Here is a 22,104-nt window from a genome sequence, read left to right as displayed (position 1 = left end):
GAATTGCCTGAAGTAACATTTGTGCCTGACCAGCCTCAATTATCTGTTCCGAACAAGCGGTAAAAGCTCATCCATTTTTTTTTCGACGGCCTCTCTGCCGGCAGCAATCGCTTCATCTGCACGATGAAAGTCCAGCGTAGATATCTGCGGGCAAAAAGGTTGAATAAGTACATCCGGCGGATCGCCGGCCATACGGGTACGTTTAATCCGGTTTTCCAGCACCTGAATTGAGGTGCTCATAATCTCCATCGCTCCGGGGCTCTGGTTAATGCGCCGCTGGGCCATTTTTGACAGTTGCTGACGGAGCTTTCCACCCCAGCTGGTCGCCTGCTCATGTTCCTGCTCCTCAGATTGGGGGGTGACAGACAGTAAATCCTGCTGCATCAGGTGGGCATCATGTTGTAAGTCGACGGCGATAACAATATCTGCCCCTAATGCGCGGGTCAGCGAAACCGGTACCGGATTAACCACCGCGCCATCGACCAGCCAGTAACCGTTATAACTGACCGGAGCCAGCAGGCCTGGCATACTGCAGGAGGCGCGTACCGCCCGATGAAGGTCGCCTTCCGTCAGCCATAGCTCACGGCCGGTACTGAGATTGGTGGTGACCGCGCCAAATCGCAACTTACACTGCTCGATGTTTTCATGCTCCACCACCCGGCGAACATGATTAAACACCCGCTCGCCACGTAATAACCCGCCGCGACGCCATGAGAAATCCATCAGTCGGATCACATCCCAGTAGCTGAATGAGCGCACCCATTTTTCCATCATTGGCAGCCGTTCACTGGCATAGGCAGCACCAACCAGTGCGCCAACCGAACAACCCGCTACGATGTCGACCTGAATCCCTGCGCGTTCCAGGGCATTAATCACGCCGATATGGGCCCATCCTTTGGCAGCGCCCGACCCCAGCGCCAGTCCAATTTTAACCTGTCTCATTCAACCTCTGGTGATAACTTAACGTGCAAATGGCTAACCGAATCCAGCTCGGTTAACATAACGCCTGTTCTAATTTATACCTGTTGTCTGACAACCCGGAGTTCATGTGTCTGAAAAGTGTCCGTGCTGTAGCGGAATGCAGTATAGCTTATGTTGCGAGCCATGGCTGAATGGGTCAGCATTTCCGTCCACCGCCGAAAAATTAATGCGCTCGCGTTATACCGCCTATGTAAAACAGGATGCCGCTTATCTTGCTGCCACCTGGCACAGTAGTTGTCGACAGGCAAAATTGCAAAGTGTGCTTGAAGAAAGTTTTACCGGCACCGAGTGGCTAAGTCTGAATGTAATCGCTCAGGAGGCAGGAAGCCATGATAATGAAGCTTTCGTCACGTTTTTTGCGCGATTCCTCGACAATCAGCGTGTTGCAGCCATTCATGAACGCTCACGCTTTGTCCGCGAGGATCATCGCTGGTACTATATTGACGGTACCGCTCCGCAGGTGGGGCGAAACGAGAGTTGCCCCTGCGGCTCTGAAAAAAAATACAAAAAATGTTGCGGCCAATAGAACTATTGCCGTTTAGATTTGATGTTTGATAAACGAAACAAACGCTTCGACAGGATCCATAACGAAATGCAAGCGCAAACACTGCAACGAAAAGTTTTACGCACTATTTGCCCGGATGCCAAAGGGCTGATCGCAAAAATCACCAATATTTGTTATAAGCACGAGCTGAATATCGTGCAGAACAACGAATTTGTTGATCACCGCACCGGGCGCTTCTTCATGCGTACCGAACTGGAAGGTATTTTCAACGACAACACCCTGCTGGCTGACCTCGACAGCGCTCTGCCGCAAGGCTCGGTACGCGAACTGGGCGCGGCTGGCCGTCGTCGCGTGGTGATTCTGGTGACCAAAGAGGCGCACTGCCTTGGCGATCTGTTGATGAAAAGCACTTACGGTGGCCTGGACGTTGAAATTGCGGCGGTGATTGGCAACCATGAAACCCTGCGTACGCTGGTGGAGCGCTTTGATATTCCGTTTGTTCTGGTCAGCCATGAAGGCATGACACGTGAACAGCATGATAACAATATGGCCACAGAGATTGACCGCTATCAGCCTGATTACGTGGTGCTGGCAAAATATATGCGCGTGCTGACCCCGGCTTTTGTGCAGCGCTACCCGAATCAAATCATCAATATCCACCACTCATTCCTGCCGGCGTTTATTGGCGCACGTCCTTACCATCAGGCTTATGAGCGCGGCGTGAAGATTATCGGTGCCACAGCACACTACGTAAACGATAATCTGGATGAAGGCCCGATCATTATGCAGGACGTGATTCACGTCGATCATAACTACACGGCGGAAGATATGATGCGCGCCGGTCGTGATGTGGAAAAAAATGTTCTGAGCCGTGCGCTGGATAAAGTGCTGGCGCAGCGCGTGTTTGTTTACGGCAACCGCACCATCATCCTGTAAATGGATAAGACGTAGCGCTGCGTTGCTGGCTAATGCAGCGCTACGGGCAAAAAACCGGCAAACGATAAAGTTTCCGTTATCCAGTGCTTTACAGCCCCGTTTCATTTGATATGATGCGCCCCGCTTACCAGCATAGTAGCCAGGCCAGTGGTGGGGTTCCCGAGCGGCCAAAGGGAGCAGACTGTAAATCTGCCGTCATCGACTTCGAAGGTTCGAATCCTTCCCCCACCACCATTTCAGCATTATCCCTCATTATTCGTTTCCAGAATCATTCAATTTAAACACCCGACTTTGCCGCACGCACAAACGGTGACAGCCACGGTTAAACTCTGCTACCATCCGGCCATCTTTTCCCTCGCGAAACGGCAACTGAAATGAAATTTGTTTCTTTCAATATCAATGGGCTGCGCGCCCGCCCTCATCAGCTCGCAGCGATTATCGAGCAGCATCAACCCGACGTTATTGGTTTGCAGGAAACCAAAGTTCACGATGATATGTTCCCGCTGGAAGACGTCAGTAAGCTGGGCTATCACGTCTTCTATCATGGCCAGAAAGGTCACTACGGCGTGGCATTACTGACCAAAGAGCAGCCGATCAGTGTGCGTCGTGGCTTTCCGGGCGATGACGACGAGTCTCAGCGCCGCCTGATTATGGCGGACCTGGCAACGCCCGCCGGCATTCTGACGGTGATTAACGGCTATTTCCCGCAAGGTGAAAGCCGCGACCATCCAACCAAATTCCCGGCCAAAGACAAATTCTATCGTGACCTGCAAGATTATCTTGAACAGAGCCTGAAACCGGAAAATCCGGTGGTGATTATGGGCGATATGAATATCAGCTCCAGCGATTTAGATATTGGTATCGGCGAAGAGAACCGTAAACGCTGGCTGCGCACCGGTAAGTGCTCCTTCCTGCCGGAAGAGCGAGAGTGGATGGATCGTCTGATGAACTGGGGCCTGGTGGATACCTGGCGGGCGCAGAATCAGGAGATTAACGACCGTTTCTCATGGTTTGACTACCGCTCGAAAGGCTTTGACGATAACCGCGGTCTGCGTATTGATTTGGTGCTGGCGAGCAAGCCGCTGGCCGAACGCTGTGTTGCCACCGGCATCGACTATGAAATCCGCAGCATGGAAAAACCGTCTGACCATGCGCCAATCTGGGCTGAATTCAGTCTCTGACAGCAAAGCCTCTGACCGCGTGATGCGGTCAGAGGGACGCAGTGGTTAGCTGGCCGCTCTGGCTTTCGCTTTCTTACGCGGCGGCTTTTTGCTGTTACTCGCCGCCGGTAAACCGCGGAAGGCGTGAGCGGCTGGTTGCTGGCGCGCCTGGTGAATCAGGCTGTACAGCGTCTCCACCAGCGGATGCATAAAGTCCTGATAACGACACTGCTTTTCACTGATTTTCGTCAGCGTGGATTCCCACTGCGCGGTCATATCCGGCCGTGCCGCCATCTCCGGCAGTGAGTGGATTAACGCGCGCCCCGCTTCACTTGAATGTATGTAGCGCCCTTTTTTATACAGGAACGTGCGGCGGAACAGTAATTCAATAATCCCCGCACGCGTTGCCTCGGTTCCTAACCCGTCGGTAGCACGCAAGATTTTCTTCAGATCTTTATCCTGCACAAAGCGCGCAATGCCGGTCATGGCTGACAACAGCGTGGCATCGGTAAACGGACGCGGCGGCTGCGTCTGCTTCTCCACTACCTCGCCGCGTTCACACAACAACTCATCGTCTTTCTTTACCACTGGCAGTGGCGTGCCGTCGTTCTCTTCGTCACGCTCTTTGCTGCCAAGCAGCGCACGCCAGCCCGCTTCCGCCAGGAAGCGCGCTTTAGCGATAAATTTGCCACCCGCAATATCCAGCTCAATCACACACTTGCGATAAACCGCATCCGGACAAAACTGCATCAGATACTGACGGGCAACCAGGCCATAAACATTGGCTTCATTTTCGCTCAGTCGCGTCTGGCTACTGCGCGCAGTAGGAATAATCGCGTGGTGAGCATCGACCTTTTTATCGTCCCAGCAGCGGTTTTTTCTGTCGGTATCGAAATCCGCTGGCGGAGTTAATTCCGGCTGATGCACGCTGATGGCATTTAATACCGCATGGCGTCCAGCGAAATGCTCGTCAGGCAAATAGCGGCTGTCGGAACGTGGATAGGTAATCAGCTTATGGGTTTCATACAGCCGCTGGCAGGTATCGAGCACCGTCTGCGCACTCAGGCCGAAGCGACGCGCGGCCTCAATCTGCAAACTGGAGAGTGAAAACGGCAGCGGTGCGGTGTCATTTTCCCGCTTATCATTATATTGCGTAACGATCGCCGGCTGTCCGCCGATACGCGCCACCACATGCTCGGCTAAGGGCCGGTGCAGTAAGCGCCCCTCTTCGTCCTGATAAGGCTCGCAGGAGTCGCTGGGTTGCCACAGTGCGACAAAGCGTTCATCTTTTGGCGTAACGATATGTGCTTTAACTTCAAAGAAATCTTTCGCGACAAAGTTTTCGATCTCTTCATCACGGCGCACCACCAGCCCCAATACCGGGGTCTGCACCCTGCCCACCGACAGCACGCCATCGTAACCCGCGTTGCGTCCCAGCAGCGTGTAAGCACGCGTCATATTGATGCCGTACAACCAGTCTGCCCGCGCACGCGCCAGCGCCGAGACGCAAAGCGGAATAAACTCGCGATTCTCGCGCAGGCGGCTGACCGCCCGCTCCACCGCTTGCGGATTAAGATCGTTAATCAGGCAGCGCTGCACTCTCTCGCGCTTTTCGGCGGGTAACGCCAGATAATCCAGTACTTCATCCACCAGTAACTGCCCTTCACGATCCGGGTCACCGGCATGAATCACTTCACTGGCTTTTTCCAGCAGACCTTTAATGACATTCAGTTGTTTGGCGACGGAAGGACGTGGCTGCAACTGCCACTTTTCCGGCACAATCGGCAGATCGGCCAGCGACCAGCGCGCATAGCGGCTGTTGTAGCTGTCTGGCTGCGCCTGTTCTAACAGGTGCCCGACACACCAGGTGACCACCTGATCATTACCACAGGCGATATAACCATCGCCGCGACGATGCGGTTTCGGCAGCACATCAGCAATTGCTCTGGCCAGGCTCGGTTTTTCAGCAATAAACAGGCGCATTATTTCGCTTTAACCTTTTGCTTCACGGTTTCATCTCAGTCAATGCGTGTCTGCTGCGCACCGGTTGCCATTGGTCAGTCAGGTACTCCATTGGGTTCACTCCATCGTCGCATTACCGGCACATATGTTAGCGTGTTAAGCCGACAGTGATAAGCCTGCGATCGCCGTTGGCAGTTTATTCGCTCATTATGCCGACGAAAAACAGGGTTGCTGACAACCCTGCATGCCGCGGTGGAAAAAGTCACTCAGAAATAACTGACAAATGGCGCGGTGTCCGGGGGAAGAACGGTGGTGGAAGATTTAAGCTGGGGCGTGCCCAGATAGAGGAAACCGACAATGGCATCCTGCTCACGACAGTGGAAAGCGTCGCGCACTGCATCATGCTCGGTCCAGGCACCGCTGCGCCAGATACCATTGAAGCCCTGCGCCGCCGCCGCCATCTGCATCGCCATAACTGCACAACCGGCAGAAACCACCTGCTCCCAGCGCGGGACTTTTGGATGATCTTCGCAATGAGCCACCACGGTGATAATCATTGGTGCACGGAATGGGGCCTGCTGCGCTTTATCAATCGCTTTCTGCTCCATCTGATCATCACGCGCCGCCTTTTCCAGCAGCGCACTGAAACGCTCGCGACCTTCATTTTCAATCACGATAAAGCGCCACGGCTGCAGGGTGCCATGGTCGGGGGCACGCATACCGGCGCGCAAAATATTGTCCAGCGCTTCACCGGCGGGTGCGGGTTCTGCTAAACGTGATGCGGAACGACGATTAACCAATAAATCCAGTGCATCCATGAATGCCTCCTGATAATGAGTAGCATTTACTTTTCCAGCAAACTAACACAGGCTGACCTTTTGTTACAGCATAGTGCTTTTTCCTGCTGACAATTGGGCTAACGCTCTTTAGGATGAGCTCATCATCCGGGAGCTCAGGCTTCCGGGCTATTACTCTGCGAATATGGAGATGACATGCGCACTTTGTGGCGAATTATCGCTGGTATTTTTAGATGGACATGGCGAGTAATGAACTTTATTCGTGAGTTCATTCTTAACCTGTTTTTGATTTTTTTGATCCTTATTTGCGTTGGCATTTATTTCCAGATCAATAGCGCGAATACCCCGGCGGAAGTGCCGCGTGGCGCATTAAAAGTCGATCTTACCGGCGTGGTGGTGGATAAACCGTCCGTCAGTAACCGCCTGAGCAAAATTGGCCGTCAGCTACTCGGTGCCAGCAGCGACCGTCTGAAAGAGAATTCGCTGTTCGACGTGGTGAACGCCATTCGTCAGGCGAAAGAGGATAAAAATATTTCCGGCATGGTGCTGGAACTGCGCGATTTCGCCGGTGCCGATCAACCTTCTCTGCAATATATTGGTAAAGCGCTGCGCGAATTCCGTGACAGCGGCAAACCAATCTACGCGACGGGCGACAGCTACAGTCAGGCGCAATATTATCTCGCCAGCTTTGCCAATAAAATCTGGCTCTCGTCACAGGGTAATGTTGATTTGCACGGTTTCGCCACGAACAGCCTCTATTATAAAACGCTGCTGGATAAACTGAAAGTCAGTTCACATGTGTTCCGCGTCGGTACGTATAAATCGGCGGTAGAGCCGTTCCTGCGTGATGATATGTCCCCTGCCGCGCGTAATGCCGACAGCCGCTGGGTCGGTGAGCTGTGGGATAACTACCTGAATACCATCGCCGCCAACCGTCAGATCACCCCACAACAGCTGTTCCCCGGTGCACAAGGCGTGCTCGATGGCCTGCAAAAAGTCGCTGGTGATACCGCGCAGTATGCCAAAAACAATAAACTGGTTGATGAGCTGGGATCACGTGCAGTGGTTGACCAACAACTGGTGAAAACCTTCGGTCTGAATAAGCAGGATAATCATTACAATAACATCAGTATCTATGACTATCCGCTGAACGATAACAACAACCAGAATGGCAATATTGCCGTCATTATGGCAAACGGCGCGATTATGGACGGTGAAGAGACGCCGGGTCAGGTCGGTGGTGATACCACTGCGATGCAGATCCGTGAAGCGCGTCTCGACCCGAAAATCAAGGCGATCATTCTGCGCGTTAACAGTCCTGGCGGCAGCGTATCCGCTTCGGAAGTGATCCGTGAAGAGCTGGCCGCCGCGCGTGAAGCCGGTAAGCCAGTGGTGGTGTCGATGGGTGGCATGGCCGCTTCCGGCGGTTACTGGATTTCAACCCCGGCCAGCTATATCGTTGCCAGCCCAAGTACTCTGACCGGTTCAATCGGCATCTTTGGCGTGATCAATACCGTGGAGAACTCGCTGGATGCGATTGGCGTGCATACCGATGGTGTGGCGACCTCCCCGCTGGCTGATGTTGCGTCAACCAAAGCCCTGCCGCCGGAAGTTCAGCAGCTGATGCAGCTGACCATCGAAAACGGCTATAAGAACTTTATTGGCCTGGTCGCGAAATCACGCAATAAAACGCCGGAGCAGATTGACCAGATTGCACAAGGTCATGTCTGGACCGGTAGTGATGCCAAAGCCAATGGTCTGGTCGATGCGCTGGGTGATTTTGATGATGCGGTAGCAAAAGCGGCGGAACTGGCGAAGCTGAAAGATTATCAGCTGGTCTGGTCACAGGATGAGCCAACGCTGTTTGATGCGCTGCTGAGCCAGGTCGATGTTTCGGTTCGCGCCTCATTACCGAGCGCACTGAAAGCCTGGCTGCCCGCGCCGATGGCGGATGTGCTGGCGGATATGAAAAAACAGCCAGGCCTGTTTGATGAGATGAACGATCCGCAAAACCGTTATGCCCTCTGCCTGACCTGCGGCGACGTGCGTTAGTGTCTGTCGCCAGTATGGCGATAAGGGCGGCATTTTCGCCGCCCTTATCGAGGGTTATATCCTGCACACTCTTGTGGCGGGAGCCAAATACGGCTCCCTTACAGACGGATTAATCATAGGGGCGGCGTTTTCGCTGCCCGTCTGAAGTAATATACTGTTGTCCTTTATGGCAAGTTTTTGAGTCTGTTTATAATGCAAAAAAAATCAATCTATGTAGCCTACACTGGCGGCACCATCGGTATGCAGCGGTCTGAGCACGGCTACATCCCGGTTTCCGGCCATCTGCAAACTCAACTGGCAAATATGCCTGAGTTCCACCGCCCGGAAATGCCTGACTTTACCATTCACGAATATCAGCCGCTGATGGACTCTTCCGATATGACGCCGGAAGACTGGCAATCGATTGCGGAAGATATTCAGAAGAATTATCACGCCTATGACGGTTTTGTCATTCTGCATGGCACCGACACCATGGCGTTTACCGCCTCTGCGCTCTCTTTTATGCTGGAAAATCTGGCAAAGCCGGTAATTGTGACAGGGTCGCAAATTCCGCTGGCAGAACTGCGCTCTGATGGTCAGCAAAATTTGCTTAACGCGCTGTTTGTGGCCGCCAATTATCCCATCAATGAAGTGACGCTGTTCTTTAACAACACCCTGTTCCGCGGCAACCGGACTACCAAGGCGCATGCCGATGGCTTTAACGCCTTTGCTTCGCCGAACCTTGAACCGCTGCTGGAGGCCGGTATCCATATTCGTCGCCTGAATACCCCGGCCGCCCCGCAGGGCGCAGGTGAGCTGATTGTGCATCCGACGTCGCCACAGCCAATTGGTGTTGTCACCCTCTATCCGGGGATCTCTGCCGAAGTGGTGCGCAATTTCCTGCGACAGCCGGTTAAGGCGCTGATTCTGCGTTCCTACGGTGTCGGTAATGCGCCGCAGAATCCCGATTTCATCAATGAGCTGAAAGATGCGGCGGCACGCGGCATTGTGGTAGTTAATCTGACGCAATGTATGTCCGGCAAAGTCAATATGGGCGGTTACGCCACCGGTAATGCGCTGGCCCATGCCGGGGTGATTAGCGGATTCGACCTGACGGTGGAAGCGGCGCTAACCAAACTGCACTTCCTGCTAAGCCAGAATTTCTCTGTTGATGAAGTGCGCCGCCTGATGCAGAGCAACCTGCGCGGTGAACTGACCCCAAACTGAACCCGTAAAGGAAAGCCTGATGAAACGCGCTTTACTGCTGATCGATTTGCAAAACGACTTCTGCCCCGGCGGTGCGCTGGCGGTCCACGACGGTGATGCCACCATCGCCGTGGCAAATCGCCTGGCGGCGGCGTTTTCTCAGCGAGGCGACGCGGTGATTGCCTCGCAGGACTGGCATCCGGCCAACCACGGTAGCTTTGCCTTGGTGGCCGGTCAGCCGCCGCATACCTTCGGCGAGCTGAACGGCCTGCCGCAGGTCTGGTGGCCGGATCACTGTATCCAGCACAGTCATGGCGCACAGTTTCATTCTCAGCTCGACACTTCAGTGATTGATGCGGTGTTTTATAAAGGCCAGGACGCCACGGTAGACAGTTACAGCGCCTTCTTTGATAACGGCCATCAGCGCAAAACCGAGCTGGATGACTGGCTCAAAAATCGCGGTATTACGGCACTGACGATCCTCGGGCTGGCCACCGACTATTGCGTTAAGTTCAGCGTGCTGGATGCACTGGCGCTGGGGTATCAGGTTGAGGTAGTGCGCGCAGGCTGTCGGGGTGTCAATCTGAACGCGGAAGACAGTGACCACGCACTGGCGGAAATGGCCGCTGCGGGTGCGGTTATCAACTAAACCAGCGGGCTGTATGATTCAGCCCGCCTGTTATGCTTACTGTAAGGTAATCCGCGTGGTATCACTGCTGATACCAAACTCTTCTTTCAGCTGCTGCTTGGTTTTGGTGACGATCTGCCCATCCGGCCCGATGCTCATATGCTGGGGCTGATGGTTATTCTTCGCCTGCCACAGCAACACCAGTTGCAGACAATTCTCTTTCTGCTCGGCGGTCAGCGCCACACCGTCCGCCCATTTGCCCAGCTCTACGGCGGTCGCCAGACGCTGATAAACTTCTGGCGTCATCGCCGCAATCATCTCATTCAGATCTTTTTGCATCCGCTCAGCCTTTGGTTTGCTTGCCGTCATCATCCGTAAAACTCAATGAGGCCGAATTGACGCAGTAGCGCTCGCCACTCGGTTGCGGGCCATCCGGGAACACATGGCCGAGATGCGCGTCGCAGCTGCCGCAACGAATTTCAATACGCTGCATACCGTGCGAGTGATCATCGATATAACGGATCGCCTCATCACTGTAAGGCTGATAAAAGCTTGGCCAGCCACAGCCGGAATCATATTTCGTTTCCGAGAGAAACAGCGGTGCGCTGCACACCAGGCAGTGATAGATGCCATCGCCTTTGTTATGCAGCAGCGCGCCTGAAAACGGCGGCTCAGTGCCGCGCTGTTGCGTCACATAGCGCTGCATTTCGGACAATTCGTTTTCGGGTGTGATATCGGTAAAGTCTTTAGCCATGTTGGTCGTCTCTGGCAGTGTTATTCTGAAATATTCAGCTAGTATTCTAACAAACACTTAACAAGTGCAGGTGAATTTTTCGTGCCTCTGCGCGTCACATTTCGAGCCGCAGTTAAAATTGTGACCCGGATCACTCTTTGGCACTGACATCCCTTTATATTCGGGCAGTCAGCCCCAATGTGTAACATTATCCGCCGTCGTGGAGTCGGTTTTAAGATGAATAATTCCTGAACCAAGGTTTGATTTGTCGCAACAATTGACACGATTCCGCTTGACGCCTGGTAAGGTTTTTGTAATTTTACAGCCAACCTTTTATTCACTAACAACGAGCTGGTGGAATATATGACTATCAAAGTAGGTATCAACGGTTTTGGCCGCATCGGTCGCATTGTTTTCCGTGCTGCTCAGGAACGTTCTGACGTTGAAATCGTTGCAATCAACGATCTGTTAGACGCAGAGTACATGGCTTACATGCTGAAGTATGACTCAACTCACGGTCGTTTCAACGGTACCGTGGAAGTCAAAGACGGCCATCTGGTTGTTAACGGCAAAACCATCCGTGTTACCGCTGAGCGTGATCCAGCTAACCTGAAGTGGAACGAAGCGGGTGTTGATGTTGTTGCTGAAGCAACCGGCATCTTCCTGACCGACGAAACGGCGCGTAAACACATCGAAGCTGGCGCGAAGAAAGTTGTGCTGACCGGTCCTTCTAAAGATGACACCCCGATGTTTGTGATGGGCGTTAACCACACCGCTTACGCGGGTCAGGATATCGTTTCTAACGCATCTTGTACCACTAACTGCCTGGCACCGCTGGCAAAAGTGATCAACGACAAATTCGGTATCGTTGAAGCGCTGATGACCACTGTTCACGCAACCACCGCGACTCAGAAAACCGTTGATGGCCCGTCTCACAAAGACTGGCGCGGCGGCCGCGGCGCATCTCAGAACATCATCCCTTCTTCTACCGGTGCTGCTAAAGCAGTAGGTAAAGTGATCCCTGAGCTGAACGGCAAACTGACGGGTATGGCGTTCCGCGTACCGACTCCTAACGTTTCCGTGGTTGACCTGACTGCACGTCTGGCAAAACCTGCTTCTTACAAAGAAATTTGTGAAGCAATCAAAGCCGCTGCTGAAGGCGAAATGAAAGGCGTTCTGGGCTACACCGAAGACGAAGTGGTTTCTACCGATTTCAACGGCGAAACCCTGACTTCCATCTTCGATGCGAAGGCCGGTATTGCGCTGAGCGACACCTTTGTGAAACTGGTTTCCTGGTATGACAACGAAACTGGCTACTCAAACAAAGTACTGGATCTGGTTGCTCACATCGCTAAAAAATAAGCGATGCTGAACATCTGATTACAGAGGGCGACTACGGTCGCCCTTTTTTATCGTCAGTATCTGAATAAAAATAGGGTTCATCATGAACGAGAAACTCTTTTCGCTTCCGGTTATTCACCAAATTACCCCTTATCTTTCTCAGCGCCAGATTGGTGACCTGCCGGTGATTGTTATCAGCCACCCAAAAGTCCGCGCCGCCGTGACCTTACAGGGTGCGCAGCTGATTGCCTGGCAGCCGGGCGGTGAGAAGCCGGTAATCTGGCTCAGCGAGAAAACCCCGTTTATTGCTGGCAAAGCCATTCGTGGCGGCGTGCCGATCTGCTGGCCGTGGTTCGGCCCGGCCGGTGAACCGGCACACGGTTTTGCACGTAATCTGCCGTGGACCCTGTCTGCGCATGACGAAAATGAAAACGGCGTGATGCTGACGCTGGTGCTGGAGAGCAACGAGCAGACGAAAAAACTGTGGCCACATGATTTCACCCTGTTTGCCCGCTTCCGCCTCGGTGAGCGTTGTGAGATTGAGCTGGAAGCCCACGGTGATTATCAGGCTACCGCCGCGCTACACAGCTACTTTGCAGTTTCAGATATTGCCGGTGTTGAAGTCAGCGGACTGGGTAACAGCTTTATTGATAAGGTTGCCGACGGCGTAACCGGACGGGCTGACCTCGGTAAGCAGCGCTATGCCGGGCGCGTTGACCGCATCTTTAACCAGCCGGATGATTGCAGCGTGATTGCCGATAAAGCCGGCGAACGCTTTATCGAAGTGTATCACCACTATCATAGTGACGTTGTCACGTGGAACCCCGGCGCAGAATTATCTTGCAGCATGGGTGATATGGCGAATGATGGTTATAAAACCTTTGTCTGCGTGGAAACCGCGCATATCAGCAAACCGATGAAGAGCGCCGGTGAGCAGCCTGCTCGGCTGGCCACCACCCTGCGGGTGCGTAAGAAAAGCTGACTGACCAGGGCGACCGTGCGTCGCCCTGCTGATTTACACCACGTCGAGCGGCATTTTTGCCATGGGCGGCGGGAACTGCTGATTAATCGCCGCCTGCTCCCCGGCGGTCAGCATCACCTGCAACGCCGCCGCATTTTCCTGCACGTGCACCACTGAACTGGCTTTCGGAATCGCGATTACGCCCTCATGTCGGATAACCCATGCCAGCAATAGCTGAGCGACGCTGATGCGCTTTTGTTGTGCAATCTGGTTAAGCGTCGGGTTGTTCATCAGGTCGCGGCGCAACCGGCCAGCCTGCGCCAGCGGGCAGTAGGCCATCACTGGCATCCGGCGCTGCTGACACTCCGGTAATAAGTCATATTCAATGCCGCGCGACGCCAGATGATACAGCACCTGATTGGTGGCACAGGCTTCACCACCCGGCTCCTGCCACAGCTCCTGCATATCTTCGTGGTCAAAATTGGATACGCCCCAGTGGCGAATTTTACCCTGCCGTTGCAGCGTTTCCATCGCACGGATGGTCTCTTCCAGCGGTATGGTTCCGCGCCAGTGCAGTAAGTAAAGATCGAGATAATCCGTTTTCAGACGGCGCAGACTGCGCTCGCAGGCCTCGACGGCATCAATTTCACCCGCGTTCCACGGGTAGACTTTTGATACCAGCCAGGCCGCATCACGACGCCCAATTAACGCCTCACCGACGACCTGCTCGGCGCCGCCGTCAGCATACATCTCGGCGGTATCAATCAGCGTCAGACCACACTCCAGTCCGGCCTGCAACGCCGCGACCTCTTGCTGGCGCTGATGCGGGTCTTCGCCCATATACCAGCTGCCTTGCCCAATAGCCGGTAACGTAATGACATCTGCAAATGTGACGGTACGCCGCATAACTTCCTCCCTGCACCAACAACGAGCACCACAAAAGTGCAAAGGGGCGCAAAGCGCCCCAAAGTAGTGCCTGATTTTATTTAAAAGGTGTAGCTAAGACCGGTCCAGACCAGCGCCTGAGAATTGGTATCGACCATCGGGCTGTCTTTAATGTCATCGCCCAGACGGGTATAGCGCCCGACCAGGTTAGCACGCCAGTTCTGGTTGATTTTGTAGTCGAAGCTCAGCTCAACGTACGGGCTCCAGCTGTCATCTGCATCATAGCGATCAATCCCGCTACGCGCCGATTCGCCGCTGGAGACGCCGTAATAGTACTGGTTCTGATTGGAACTGTTCCACAGCGCACCAATACCCGGGGTCACACGCAGGTCGCCAAACTGGAACGGATAGAGATAGGTGAGATCCCAGATGATACCGTTGCTGTTGTTCAGTACATCGCCCACCAGCGTGGTACGAACCGTACCCCAGTCAGCGCTATGACGATAAGCCACACCCGCCATCAACGTCATGCGGCGCTTGTTCAGCTCCTTCATATCACCATCATCGACATCATCGGGATCGAAGTTCTGCGGCGAACCCAGAACCGTCAGAGACAGCTGATCCTGTTGGTCTTTCCACAGGTAGTAACCGGCCTGCAGACTGCGGAAATAGAAGCTTTCTCCTTCGTAGTTAATGATCGGTACCGGATAGTAACGATCCTGCCCACTGCGGTAAGGGCTTTCAGAATAGAGGACCGACGCTCCCAGGGTCAGTGGTGCAGCTGACGCGGAGAAGGCCGCAAAACAACAAGGTAAAAGAACAGCAACCGCGCTAACTTTGAAATGGTTCACAATTTATTCGTTCCATAAATATAACAATCAGGTTTATAAGTGTAACCATAGTGTGAGCGGCTGTTGAGAAATTTACATAATTAGTAGCACTCAGAATCAATTTAATCCGTAAGGGTTAGCTGATGGGCCATCTGACTGACTGATAATTTGCGCGCAGGCCGCGTCAGCCGAGGGATTTCCCTTAGAAGATTTGTGACTTTGTTATTGAAATCTCATCAAAAAAGGCAAGTTGCTGAGGAAATTTTTTTCAATGCCATCTACAGTGAAAGTAAGACGCTAAATTTGTGCGAGCAGAGTAACCATAAGAATTGTGTATCCCGATAAAAAAAAGTCAGGTTGGCATAAGGGTTGCTGTACTCATTAATGAATATCTTCCGGGAGCATTCAGACCTTTATTACGCTCCTTTTACCTGTGCTAAAAACGAAAGGACGGGCATCGCTATGAATATATTCGATCACTATCGTCAGCGCTATGAAGCTGCCAAGGACGAAGAGTTCACACTCCAGGAATTTCTTGCAACCTGCAAGCAAGATCGTAGTGCATACGCCAACGCAGCAGAGAGACTATTAATGGCTATAGGCGAGCCAGTAATGGTAGATACTGCGCTTGAGCCACGCCTTTCCCGCCTGTTCTCCAACCGCGTGGTCGCACGCTATCCGGCTTTCGAAGAGTTTTATGGTATGGAGGAGGCAATTGAACAGATCGTCTCTTATCTGAAACATGCCGCGCAAGGGCTGGAAGAGAAGAAACAGATTCTCTACCTGCTGGGACCGGTGGGTGGCGGTAAATCATCACTGGCCGAGCGGCTGAAATCACTGATGCAGCGCGTACCGATTTATGTGTTGAGTGCAGACGGTGAGCGCAGCCCGGTTAACGACCATCCACTGTGCCTGTTTAATCCGCAGGAAGACGCCAATATTCTGGAAAAAGAGTACGGCGTACCACGTCGCTATCTCGGCACCATTATGTCGCCATGGGCGGCAAAACGCCTGCACGACTTTGGCGGCGATATTACCCGCTTTAAAGTGGTCAAAGTCTGGCCATCGATTCTGGAACAGCTGGCAATTGCCAAAACCGAACCGGGTGATGAGAATAACCAGGATATTTCGGCGCTGGTGGGTAAAGTGGATATCCGTAAGCTGGAAAACCATGCGCAAAACGATCCTGATGCCTATGGCTACTCCGGCGCACTGTGCCGCGCCAACCAGGGCATTATGGAATTCGTTGAGATGTTCAAAGCACCGATCAAAGTGCTGCATCCGTTGCTGACTGCGACGCAGGAAGGTAACTACAACGGCACCGAAGGCATCTCTGCGCTGCCGTTTAACGGTATTATTCTGGCGCACTCGAATGAATCCGAGTGGGTGACCTTCCGTAACAACAAGAACAACGAAGCATTTCTTGACCGTGTTTACATCGTTAAGGTGCCTTACTGCCTGCGGGTCTCCGAAGAGATCAAAATTTATGAGAAGCTGTTGAATCATAGTGAGCTGACGCATGCTCCTTGCGCACCGGGCACGCTGGAAACCCTGTCGCGTTTCTCAATCTTGTCGCGGCTGAAAGAGCCGGAAAACTCCAGCACTTACTCGAAAATGCGCGTCTATGATGGCGAGAGCCTGAAAGATACCGACCCGAAAGCCAAGTCTTATCAGGAGTATCGCGATTACGCCGGGGTCGACGAGGGGATGAATGGCCTGTCGACGCGTTTTGCCTTTAAGATCCTGTCGCGGGTATTTAACTTTGACCATGCTGAAGTGGCGGCCAACCCGGTGCATCTGTTTTACGTGCTGGAGCAGCAAATTGAGCGCGAGCAGTTCCCGCAGGACCAGGCGGAAAAATATCTTGAGCATCTGAAAGGCTATCTGATTCCTAAGTACGCGGAGTTTATCGGTAAAGAGATTCAGACCGCGTACCTCGAATCATACTCAGAGTACGGACAGAATATTTTTGACCGTTACGTTACCTATGCCGACTTCTGGATTCAGGACCAGGAATATCGCGACCCGGATACCGGTCAGCTGTTTGACCGTGAATCGCTGAATGCGGAACTGGAAAAGATTGAGAAGCCTGCCGGTATCAGTAACCCGAAAGATTTCCGTAATGAAATCGTCAACTTTGTGCTGCGTGCCCGGGCGCATAACAATGGTCGTAACCCGAACTGGACCAGCTACGAGAAGCTGCGCACGGTTATTGAGAAGAAAATGTTCTCTAATACCGAGGAGCTGTTACCGGTTATCTCCTTTAACGCCAAAACATCCACGGATGAACAGAAGAAACACGATGATTTCGTCGACCGTATGATGGAGAAAGGTTATACCCGCAAGCAGGTGCGCCTGCTGTGCGAATGGTATCTGCGGGTGCGTAAATCGTCTTAACCTGACTGTCATGTGAGCTCAGAACACGCAAGGATGTGAAATCGGAAAGGTCGGGTTCGCCCGACCTGCTTGCAAAGTTGTTTGGGGGACCTATGGCCTATTTTATCGATCGGCGACTTAACGGCAAAAACAAGAGCGCGGTAAACCGTCAGCGCTTTCTGCGCCGCTATAAGTCGCAAATCAAGCAGTCGATCTCCGAGGCCATCAATAAGCGTTCGGTTACCGACGTTTCAAGTGGTGAATCGGTTTCTATTCCGGTGGATGACATCAACGAGCCGATTTTCCATCAGGGGCGCGGCGGCCATCGCCATCGCGTTCATCCCGGTAACGACCATTTTGTACAAAATGACCGTGTCGAACGTCCACAAGGTGGCGGCGGCGGTTCCGGTAGCGGCCAGGGCAACGCCAGCCAGGATGGTGAAGGTCAGGATGAGTTTGTCTTTCAGATTTCGAAAGACGAGTATCTCGACCTGTTGTTTGAGGATCTCGCCCTGCCCAACCTGCGTAAAAATCAGCATCGTCAGCTGAATGAATACAAAACCCACCGTGCCGGTTATACCGCCAACGGCGTGCCGGCCAATATCAGCGTAGTGCGTTCGTTGCAAAATTCGCTGGCGCGGCGCACGGCAATGACCGCCGGTAAACGCCGGATGCTCGGGGAGCTGGAAGAGGCGCTGTTAGAGGTTGAGAAAACCGAGCCTGCCCGCTTACTGGAAGAGGAGCGCCTGCGCAAAGAGATTGCCGAACTGCGCGCGCGTATCGCCAGAGTGCCATTTATTGACACCTTCGACCTGCGTTACAAAAACTTTGAGAAACGCCCGGAGCCTTCCAGCCAGGCCGTCATGTTTTGTCTGATGGACGTGTCCGGTTCGATGGATCAGGCGACCAAGGATATGGCTAAACGGTTCTATATTCTGCTCTATCTGTTCCTGAGCCGCACCTATAAGAACGTAGAAGTGGTGTATATCCGCCACCATACGCAGGCGAAAGAGGTCGATGAACAGGAGTTTTTCTATTCGCAGGAGACCGGCGGCACCATCGTGTCCAGCGCGCTGAAGTTGATGGATGAAGTGGTCAAAGAGCGTTATGACCCGACGCAGTGGAACATTTATGCCGCACAGGCGTCCGATGGCGATAACTGGGCAGATGACTCGCCGTTATGCCATGAGATACTGGCAAAAAATATCCTGCCGGTGGTGCGTTACTACACTTATATTGAAATTACCCGCCGGGCGCATCAGACGCTGTGGCGTGAGTACGAACATTTGCAGTCCCATTTCGCGAATTTTGCCATTCAGCATATTCGTGAGCCGGAAGATATTTACCCGGTATTTCGTGAACTGTTTCATAAACAGGCGGAAGAAAGTTACTGATTGCTGCTTTACTGTGCAAGACGGGAGCCAAAACGGCTCCCCTGCGCAATTTTTTGTAAGGCGGCGTTTTCGCCGCCCGCGCCGGAATTTAATTTTCCAGCGGCACCAGTCGCTGTGCTTTCTGAACCTGTTTATCACTGCGCATCAGGCTAAATGCGACAATAAATAAACACAGCATAAACGGAATCTCATACATCTCTTCTAATAAATCCTGATAGTTCGGATCACGAATAAATAACGGTGCCAGCAGTCGGTGATGCTCAATGGTGTCGGAAATAAGAAAACTCACCACCATCAATATTACCGTCCAGGTTGGTAGCGTAGCTGATTTCATTTTAACCGCAATTTCCCGGCGTAATTCAGGAAGCAGCAACATCAGCACCAGCGTACCAATTAATATTACCGAAATAGTTCTGAAATAGATTTTTGGCACTTCAGGAAAGAAATCGCGCCCCCAACTGATGCCGCGACCAAACAGCACCACCCACCAGACGATCGACCAGAGCCAGAACTGTTTCTTCTGCGGCGCGAGTGTCTTTGGCTTCATCCAGCCCCAGGTAAAAGCCGCGCCAAACAACAACCAAAGGGATTGCAGGTCTTCAATCGCCAGCACGACATTGCCATCTGCCAGCGGGATTTGCCAGATTGCTAATAATGGAAAAAGCAGAGTCGCAACCGCAAGCAGGGCTGTCACTGGTGATAACGTATTATCAGTTTTCATAAAAATAAAGGACTTCAAAGAAAAAACCAAAGTCTAACCACCCTTTATCGATGATACCTGGCCATTTGTGCGGAAATATAAATTTTAACGTAGTTTACTCAGTAAACTATATATCCTGCGGATTGGATTACAGGCACTAAAAAGAGCAATAATTAAGCAGATAAATAAGTTAATTTCTGTTTCCCACTTCGTGACCGCCTGATGCAGGCATTAGCCTGTCACTAAAAGCCGGTGTGAACGCGTTGTCGGTTACAGTCCGGCCGTAATCAGGGTGCGCCGCTTTCATACCGGACCTGGAGCAAAACGGTACGGAAATGAGTGCTGGATTCAGCGCTGACTGACATCTCAACACCTACCTTCCGGCACCTGCGGCTGACACATCTGGCCCGCGCAGGCTGGAAGCTGCACAGACTCACCACCTGTGCGGGACAAAATGGTCCGCTATATGCCAGCAACGGACATTGATCAACGTAACCGTGGATTAACCGCCGCGATATTTCTCTAATCTGATGTCAGTGCCATTGATATGCTTTTTATTACCCCAGCCGAGTTGCATATAAAATTGCGCAGCACGACTATTTTTATCCGTCTCCAGCCAGGCAATCTCATGATGTTTAAATAACTCACGCTCGGCGAGTGTAACAAGGCTACGGCCAGCACCTCTGCCTTCATATTCCGGGAGAACAAACGCCGCAAAAAGACAGCCTTCATCCGGCAAAATCATTGAGAAGCCAATAACTTTTTCATTTACGGTCGCAACCCATACGCATCTGCTCTTCTCAATCATATCGGCAACGACGCTTTCGGTAATCCCCATCTGCCGCATTTCTTCACGGCTCAGATGATTCTCGACAACCGAAGTTCTGACATCGAAAATACTGGCGACATCAGTAAGCTGAGCTGTTCTTGTATTTATATTCACCAGTCTTACTCCATGTATGACAAAAATTAATATTGATAATTTTGTCCGACATTTCCGTTAAACATCCCCAGGCGTTTGAGGTTAAGTCTGATGGACATTTAAGCTTTACGTTTCTTGCTGATAACTCTGGACCAGAGGTGACACTGACCTTCAAATCGAAGCGACATCGTGTTACACATCCTTATCAGCCGAGTCGAATTCAAGCCATACTGCGGTCTGACAGCCTGATACTTCTGGCAAATATCGCAGGCGCAGGAATGAGAGGAAGAAGGGTTCAGCGCTGTGAATCTGATAAACCCACATAAACCTCCACCTGACCATTTCATATCCATATCAGTCGATTTCTTATTAACGTACAGAGAGTGGCAAAGATAGCATTGTACGTTATTCGCTCACAGCGAAACTTTAGTCCAGTTTGGGCTGATCTGTGCCAGAAGCGGACGTAATGCTAATCAACGCTGGGATAGTCAGGCTCGAGAGTACGTTTAGCCAGCTTCTTTTGCAAAATGATAACCATCACTGGAAACCCTGCTGCGGAAATTGCACATATTGCCAGCAACGAGTTTATATGTTGTGGTGCCATATCATGACCGGGTAAAAGAATAGCAGACAGGAAAAATGCAACGGTTGAAATCAGATACATTATTGATGTCTGTAATGAAGAGAATCCGGCCCGGTGCCTGTTATCAGGAAACTGAATCGTAAGCGCCGAAGATGACACCAGACGACTGTAAGAGGCACCGAGAAATAAGGTAATAAATAACGCCGCATGCTGATAACCCAGCACGGGTATTAGTAAACTCAGTATAAAGATAATGGTTGAAGCCATAGCCAGAAACAAAGCAGAAAAATGGGGGATTAACACGCCGGTTATTTTTGTAGAGAGGTAACCTGCCACACCCCCGCCGAAGAACAGCCATGGCAACAGATCTGGCGAAGCGCCCAGCTGCTGAGTCATTAGGGGTACCAGCACAGGAATGACCAGCATTGGACTAAACTGTACCAGCGCATTACCGGAGGCGAACAGTAAAGTATGCCCATCGAGAGGCTGCTTGCTCAGCCTGCCGTAAGAGGCCGGGTCCCGAGGTATGATGGAGCCAATCAGTGGCAAAGCCAACAAACAAAACGCACTTATTAACCACAAAGCGACATGCCAGCCATAACTGGTACACAAAAATAATATCGTCGGCATGCCGACAATGCTTACCATCGAAAATGACGCAATAACCGTCGCCAACATCTTTCCGCGCAGATTACTCGGTGCGTTGTTGATCAATATACTTATACCCACGCCCATTGTCGTACCTCCAACCAGCCCTGCACACCATCGTAGTGCAAGCAGGAGACTGAAACTGGAGGCGAAGGTAGTCAAAAATGTCAGCAGGCCCAATAGGGCCATATTGGCGATTAATAAATGTTTCTTGTTGAAACCACCAATCCAGTAAAAGGCGATAACTCCCGAAAGCACTGCTCCAAACGTGTATATACCCGACACATAGCCGGAAAATGATACGGGAACGGCGAAATCCGCTGCCATAAAAGCAAAAACAGGGTTGAACATCATATATTCCAGCGCGTTCGTGAACTGGACGAAAGCCATTACAATGGCCATCCGCATAAGGGCTTTATGATTAAACGTCTGTGAGGCCGGTAGCATAGCAAGTAACCTGTGTATGAAAGATATCCTAGTTTAACCGCTATCAATGTTGTTAATAACATGGTAAAAGTGGCACTT

Annotated in this window: 20 protein-coding genes and 1 tRNA gene; 11 read left to right on the top strand and 10 right to left on the bottom strand. The window is 52.1% G+C overall.

Annotated elements, in window-relative coordinates; genetic code table 11:
- Nucleotides 1–39: 39 nt before the first annotated feature.
- On the bottom strand, nucleotides 40–942 hold the full coding sequence (gene rssA / locus NG42_RS14455; protein ID WP_052900156.1) for a patatin-like phospholipase RssA: 903 nt from the start codon (nucleotides 940–942) through the stop codon (nucleotides 40–42).
- A 106-nt stretch (nucleotides 943–1,048) separates the two neighbouring features.
- Between rssA and NG42_RS14450 the strand changes: the two genes are divergently transcribed.
- The 4 genes from NG42_RS14450 to xthA all read left to right on the top strand — a co-directional run bounded on the left by NG42_RS14450 (nucleotide 1,049) and on the right by xthA (nucleotide 3,603).
- Nucleotides 1,049–1,507, top strand: a complete 459-nt coding sequence (locus tag NG42_RS14450) for a YchJ family protein (RefSeq protein WP_052900154.1) — start codon at nucleotides 1,049–1,051, stop codon at nucleotides 1,505–1,507.
- 66 nt (nucleotides 1,508–1,573) lie between these two features.
- Nucleotides 1,574–2,422, top strand: a complete 849-nt coding sequence (gene purU, locus NG42_RS14445) for a formyltetrahydrofolate deformylase (protein ID WP_052900153.1) — start codon at nucleotides 1,574–1,576, stop codon at nucleotides 2,420–2,422.
- Nucleotides 2,423–2,571: 149 nt separating this feature from the next.
- A tRNA-Tyr gene (locus NG42_RS14440) sits at nucleotides 2,572–2,656 on the top strand.
- Between the two features lie 140 nt (nucleotides 2,657–2,796).
- A complete protein-coding gene (gene xthA / locus NG42_RS14435) occupies nucleotides 2,797–3,603 on the top strand; it encodes an exodeoxyribonuclease III (RefSeq protein ID WP_052900152.1) in 807 nt (268 codons plus the stop codon).
- A gap of 45 nt (nucleotides 3,604–3,648) precedes the next feature.
- Here the strand turns inward: xthA and NG42_RS14430 are convergent, their stop codons facing one another.
- On the bottom strand, nucleotides 3,649–5,565 hold the full coding sequence (locus NG42_RS14430) for a DNA topoisomerase III (protein WP_052900151.1): 1,917 nt from the start codon (nucleotides 5,563–5,565) through the stop codon (nucleotides 3,649–3,651).
- Between the two features lie 245 nt (nucleotides 5,566–5,810).
- Nucleotides 5,811–6,362, bottom strand: coding sequence for an NAD(P)H nitroreductase (locus NG42_RS14425; RefSeq protein WP_052900150.1), 552 nt, complete (start codon nucleotides 6,360–6,362; stop codon nucleotides 5,811–5,813).
- A gap of 174 nt (nucleotides 6,363–6,536) precedes the next feature.
- On the opposite strand from NG42_RS14425, the gene sppA reads away from it, so the two are divergent.
- From sppA to pncA, 3 genes are all read left to right on the top strand, one after another.
- Nucleotides 6,537–8,393: a signal peptide peptidase SppA gene (gene sppA / locus NG42_RS14420; protein WP_052900149.1), complete on the top strand. Its 1,857-nt coding sequence runs from the start codon at nucleotides 6,537–6,539 to the stop codon at nucleotides 8,391–8,393.
- Nucleotides 8,394–8,585: 192 nt separating this feature from the next.
- Nucleotides 8,586–9,599: an asparaginase gene (gene ansA, locus NG42_RS14415; protein WP_052900148.1), complete on the top strand. Its 1,014-nt coding sequence runs from the start codon at nucleotides 8,586–8,588 to the stop codon at nucleotides 9,597–9,599.
- A 19-nt stretch (nucleotides 9,600–9,618) separates the two neighbouring features.
- Entirely contained in the window at nucleotides 9,619–10,227 is a 609-nt protein-coding gene (pncA, locus tag NG42_RS14410; protein WP_052900147.1) for a bifunctional nicotinamidase/pyrazinamidase, read from the top strand.
- A gap of 36 nt (nucleotides 10,228–10,263) precedes the next feature.
- Here pncA and NG42_RS14405 read toward each other — a convergent pair whose 3' ends face one another.
- Nucleotides 10,264–10,545, bottom strand: coding sequence for a YeaC family protein (locus NG42_RS14405; RefSeq protein ID WP_052900146.1), 282 nt, complete (start codon nucleotides 10,543–10,545; stop codon nucleotides 10,264–10,266).
- Between the two features lie 4 nt (nucleotides 10,546–10,549).
- On the bottom strand, nucleotides 10,550–10,960 hold the full coding sequence (gene msrB, locus NG42_RS14400; RefSeq protein ID WP_052900145.1) for a peptide-methionine (R)-S-oxide reductase MsrB: 411 nt from the start codon (nucleotides 10,958–10,960) through the stop codon (nucleotides 10,550–10,552).
- A gap of 342 nt (nucleotides 10,961–11,302) precedes the next feature.
- On the opposite strand from msrB, the gene gapA reads away from it, so the two are divergent.
- Nucleotides 11,303–12,301, top strand: a complete 999-nt coding sequence (gene gapA, locus NG42_RS14395; protein ID WP_052900144.1) for a glyceraldehyde-3-phosphate dehydrogenase — start codon at nucleotides 11,303–11,305, stop codon at nucleotides 12,299–12,301.
- A gap of 82 nt (nucleotides 12,302–12,383) precedes the next feature.
- The gene (locus NG42_RS14390) at nucleotides 12,384–13,262 is read left to right on the top strand and encodes a D-hexose-6-phosphate mutarotase (RefSeq protein ID WP_052900143.1); all 879 of its coding nucleotides are present in this window, start codon (nucleotides 12,384–12,386) and stop codon (nucleotides 13,260–13,262) included.
- Nucleotides 13,263–13,295: 33 nt separating this feature from the next.
- Here NG42_RS14390 and NG42_RS14385 read toward each other — a convergent pair whose 3' ends face one another.
- Together NG42_RS14385 and NG42_RS14380 are read right to left on the bottom strand one after the other, a co-directional pair.
- Nucleotides 13,296–14,147: an aldo/keto reductase gene (locus tag NG42_RS14385; RefSeq protein WP_052900142.1), complete on the bottom strand. Its 852-nt coding sequence runs from the start codon at nucleotides 14,145–14,147 to the stop codon at nucleotides 13,296–13,298.
- An 80-nt stretch (nucleotides 14,148–14,227) separates the two neighbouring features.
- On the bottom strand, nucleotides 14,228–14,977 hold the full coding sequence (locus NG42_RS14380; RefSeq protein ID WP_052900141.1) for a MipA/OmpV family protein: 750 nt from the start codon (nucleotides 14,975–14,977) through the stop codon (nucleotides 14,228–14,230).
- A gap of 441 nt (nucleotides 14,978–15,418) precedes the next feature.
- Between NG42_RS14380 and yeaG the strand changes: the two genes are divergently transcribed.
- Together yeaG and NG42_RS14370 are read left to right on the top strand one after the other, a co-directional pair.
- Complete coding sequence (gene yeaG / locus NG42_RS14375; protein ID WP_052900140.1) at nucleotides 15,419–17,353, top strand: protein kinase YeaG; 1,935 nt, start codon at nucleotides 15,419–15,421, stop codon at nucleotides 17,351–17,353.
- A 92-nt stretch (nucleotides 17,354–17,445) separates the two neighbouring features.
- Nucleotides 17,446–18,726: a YeaH/YhbH family protein gene (locus NG42_RS14370; RefSeq protein WP_052900139.1), complete on the top strand. Its 1,281-nt coding sequence runs from the start codon at nucleotides 17,446–17,448 to the stop codon at nucleotides 18,724–18,726.
- 88 nt (nucleotides 18,727–18,814) lie between these two features.
- Here NG42_RS14370 and NG42_RS14365 read toward each other — a convergent pair whose 3' ends face one another.
- From NG42_RS14365 to NG42_RS14355, 3 genes are all read right to left on the bottom strand, one after another.
- Entirely contained in the window at nucleotides 18,815–19,447 is a 633-nt protein-coding gene (locus tag NG42_RS14365; RefSeq protein ID WP_052900177.1) for a hypothetical protein, read from the bottom strand.
- A gap of 481 nt (nucleotides 19,448–19,928) precedes the next feature.
- The gene (locus tag NG42_RS14360; RefSeq protein ID WP_052900138.1) at nucleotides 19,929–20,369 is read right to left on the bottom strand and encodes a GNAT family N-acetyltransferase; all 441 of its coding nucleotides are present in this window, start codon (nucleotides 20,367–20,369) and stop codon (nucleotides 19,929–19,931) included.
- Nucleotides 20,370–20,817: 448 nt separating this feature from the next.
- Nucleotides 20,818–22,026 (bottom strand): MFS transporter, encoded by a 1,209-nt coding sequence (locus NG42_RS14355; RefSeq protein ID WP_052900137.1) that lies wholly within the window; start codon nucleotides 22,024–22,026, stop codon nucleotides 20,818–20,820.
- Nucleotides 22,027–22,104: the final 78 nt, after the last annotated feature.

Source organism: Winslowiella iniecta, assembly GCF_001267535.1.
GTDB classification, from domain to species: Bacteria; Pseudomonadota; Gammaproteobacteria; order Enterobacterales; family Enterobacteriaceae; genus Erwinia; species Erwinia iniecta.
This window is presented reverse-complemented; position numbering and strand designations above follow the sequence as displayed.

What these genes read in the sequence shown, in the direction of transcription:
- pncA (WP_052900147.1), top strand. Translation starts at nt 9,619, where the DNA reads ATGAAACGCGCTTTACTGCTGATCGATTTGCAAAACGACTTCTGCCCC.
- NG42_RS14425 (WP_052900150.1), bottom strand. Translation starts at nt 6,362, where the DNA reads ATGGATGCACTGGATTTATTGGTTAATCGTCGTTCCGCATCACGTTTA.
- purU (WP_052900153.1), top strand. Translation starts at nt 1,574, where the DNA reads ATGCAAGCGCAAACACTGCAACGAAAAGTTTTACGCACTATTTGCCCG.
- rssA (WP_052900156.1), bottom strand. Translation starts at nt 942, where the DNA reads ATGAGACAGGTTAAAATTGGACTGGCGCTGGGGTCGGGCGCTGCCAAA.
- NG42_RS14355 (WP_052900137.1), bottom strand. Translation starts at nt 22,026, where the DNA reads ATGCTACCGGCCTCACAGACGTTTAATCATAAAGCCCTTATGCGGATG.
- yeaG (WP_052900140.1), top strand. Translation starts at nt 15,419, where the DNA reads ATGAATATATTCGATCACTATCGTCAGCGCTATGAAGCTGCCAAGGAC.
- NG42_RS14370 (WP_052900139.1), top strand. Translation starts at nt 17,446, where the DNA reads ATGGCCTATTTTATCGATCGGCGACTTAACGGCAAAAACAAGAGCGCG.
- NG42_RS14365 (WP_052900177.1), bottom strand. Translation starts at nt 19,447, where the DNA reads ATGAAAACTGATAATACGTTATCACCAGTGACAGCCCTGCTTGCGGTT.
- sppA (WP_052900149.1), top strand. Translation starts at nt 6,537, where the DNA reads ATGCGCACTTTGTGGCGAATTATCGCTGGTATTTTTAGATGGACATGG.
- NG42_RS14385 (WP_052900142.1), bottom strand. Translation starts at nt 14,147, where the DNA reads ATGCGGCGTACCGTCACATTTGCAGATGTCATTACGTTACCGGCTATT.
- NG42_RS14390 (WP_052900143.1), top strand. Translation starts at nt 12,384, where the DNA reads ATGAACGAGAAACTCTTTTCGCTTCCGGTTATTCACCAAATTACCCCT.
- ansA (WP_052900148.1), top strand. Translation starts at nt 8,586, where the DNA reads ATGCAAAAAAAATCAATCTATGTAGCCTACACTGGCGGCACCATCGGT.
- xthA (WP_052900152.1), top strand. Translation starts at nt 2,797, where the DNA reads ATGAAATTTGTTTCTTTCAATATCAATGGGCTGCGCGCCCGCCCTCAT.
- NG42_RS14405 (WP_052900146.1), bottom strand. Translation starts at nt 10,545, where the DNA reads ATGCAAAAAGATCTGAATGAGATGATTGCGGCGATGACGCCAGAAGTT.
- gapA (WP_052900144.1), top strand. Translation starts at nt 11,303, where the DNA reads ATGACTATCAAAGTAGGTATCAACGGTTTTGGCCGCATCGGTCGCATT.
- msrB (WP_052900145.1), bottom strand. Translation starts at nt 10,960, where the DNA reads ATGGCTAAAGACTTTACCGATATCACACCCGAAAACGAATTGTCCGAA.
- NG42_RS14430 (WP_052900151.1), bottom strand. Translation starts at nt 5,565, where the DNA reads ATGCGCCTGTTTATTGCTGAAAAACCGAGCCTGGCCAGAGCAATTGCT.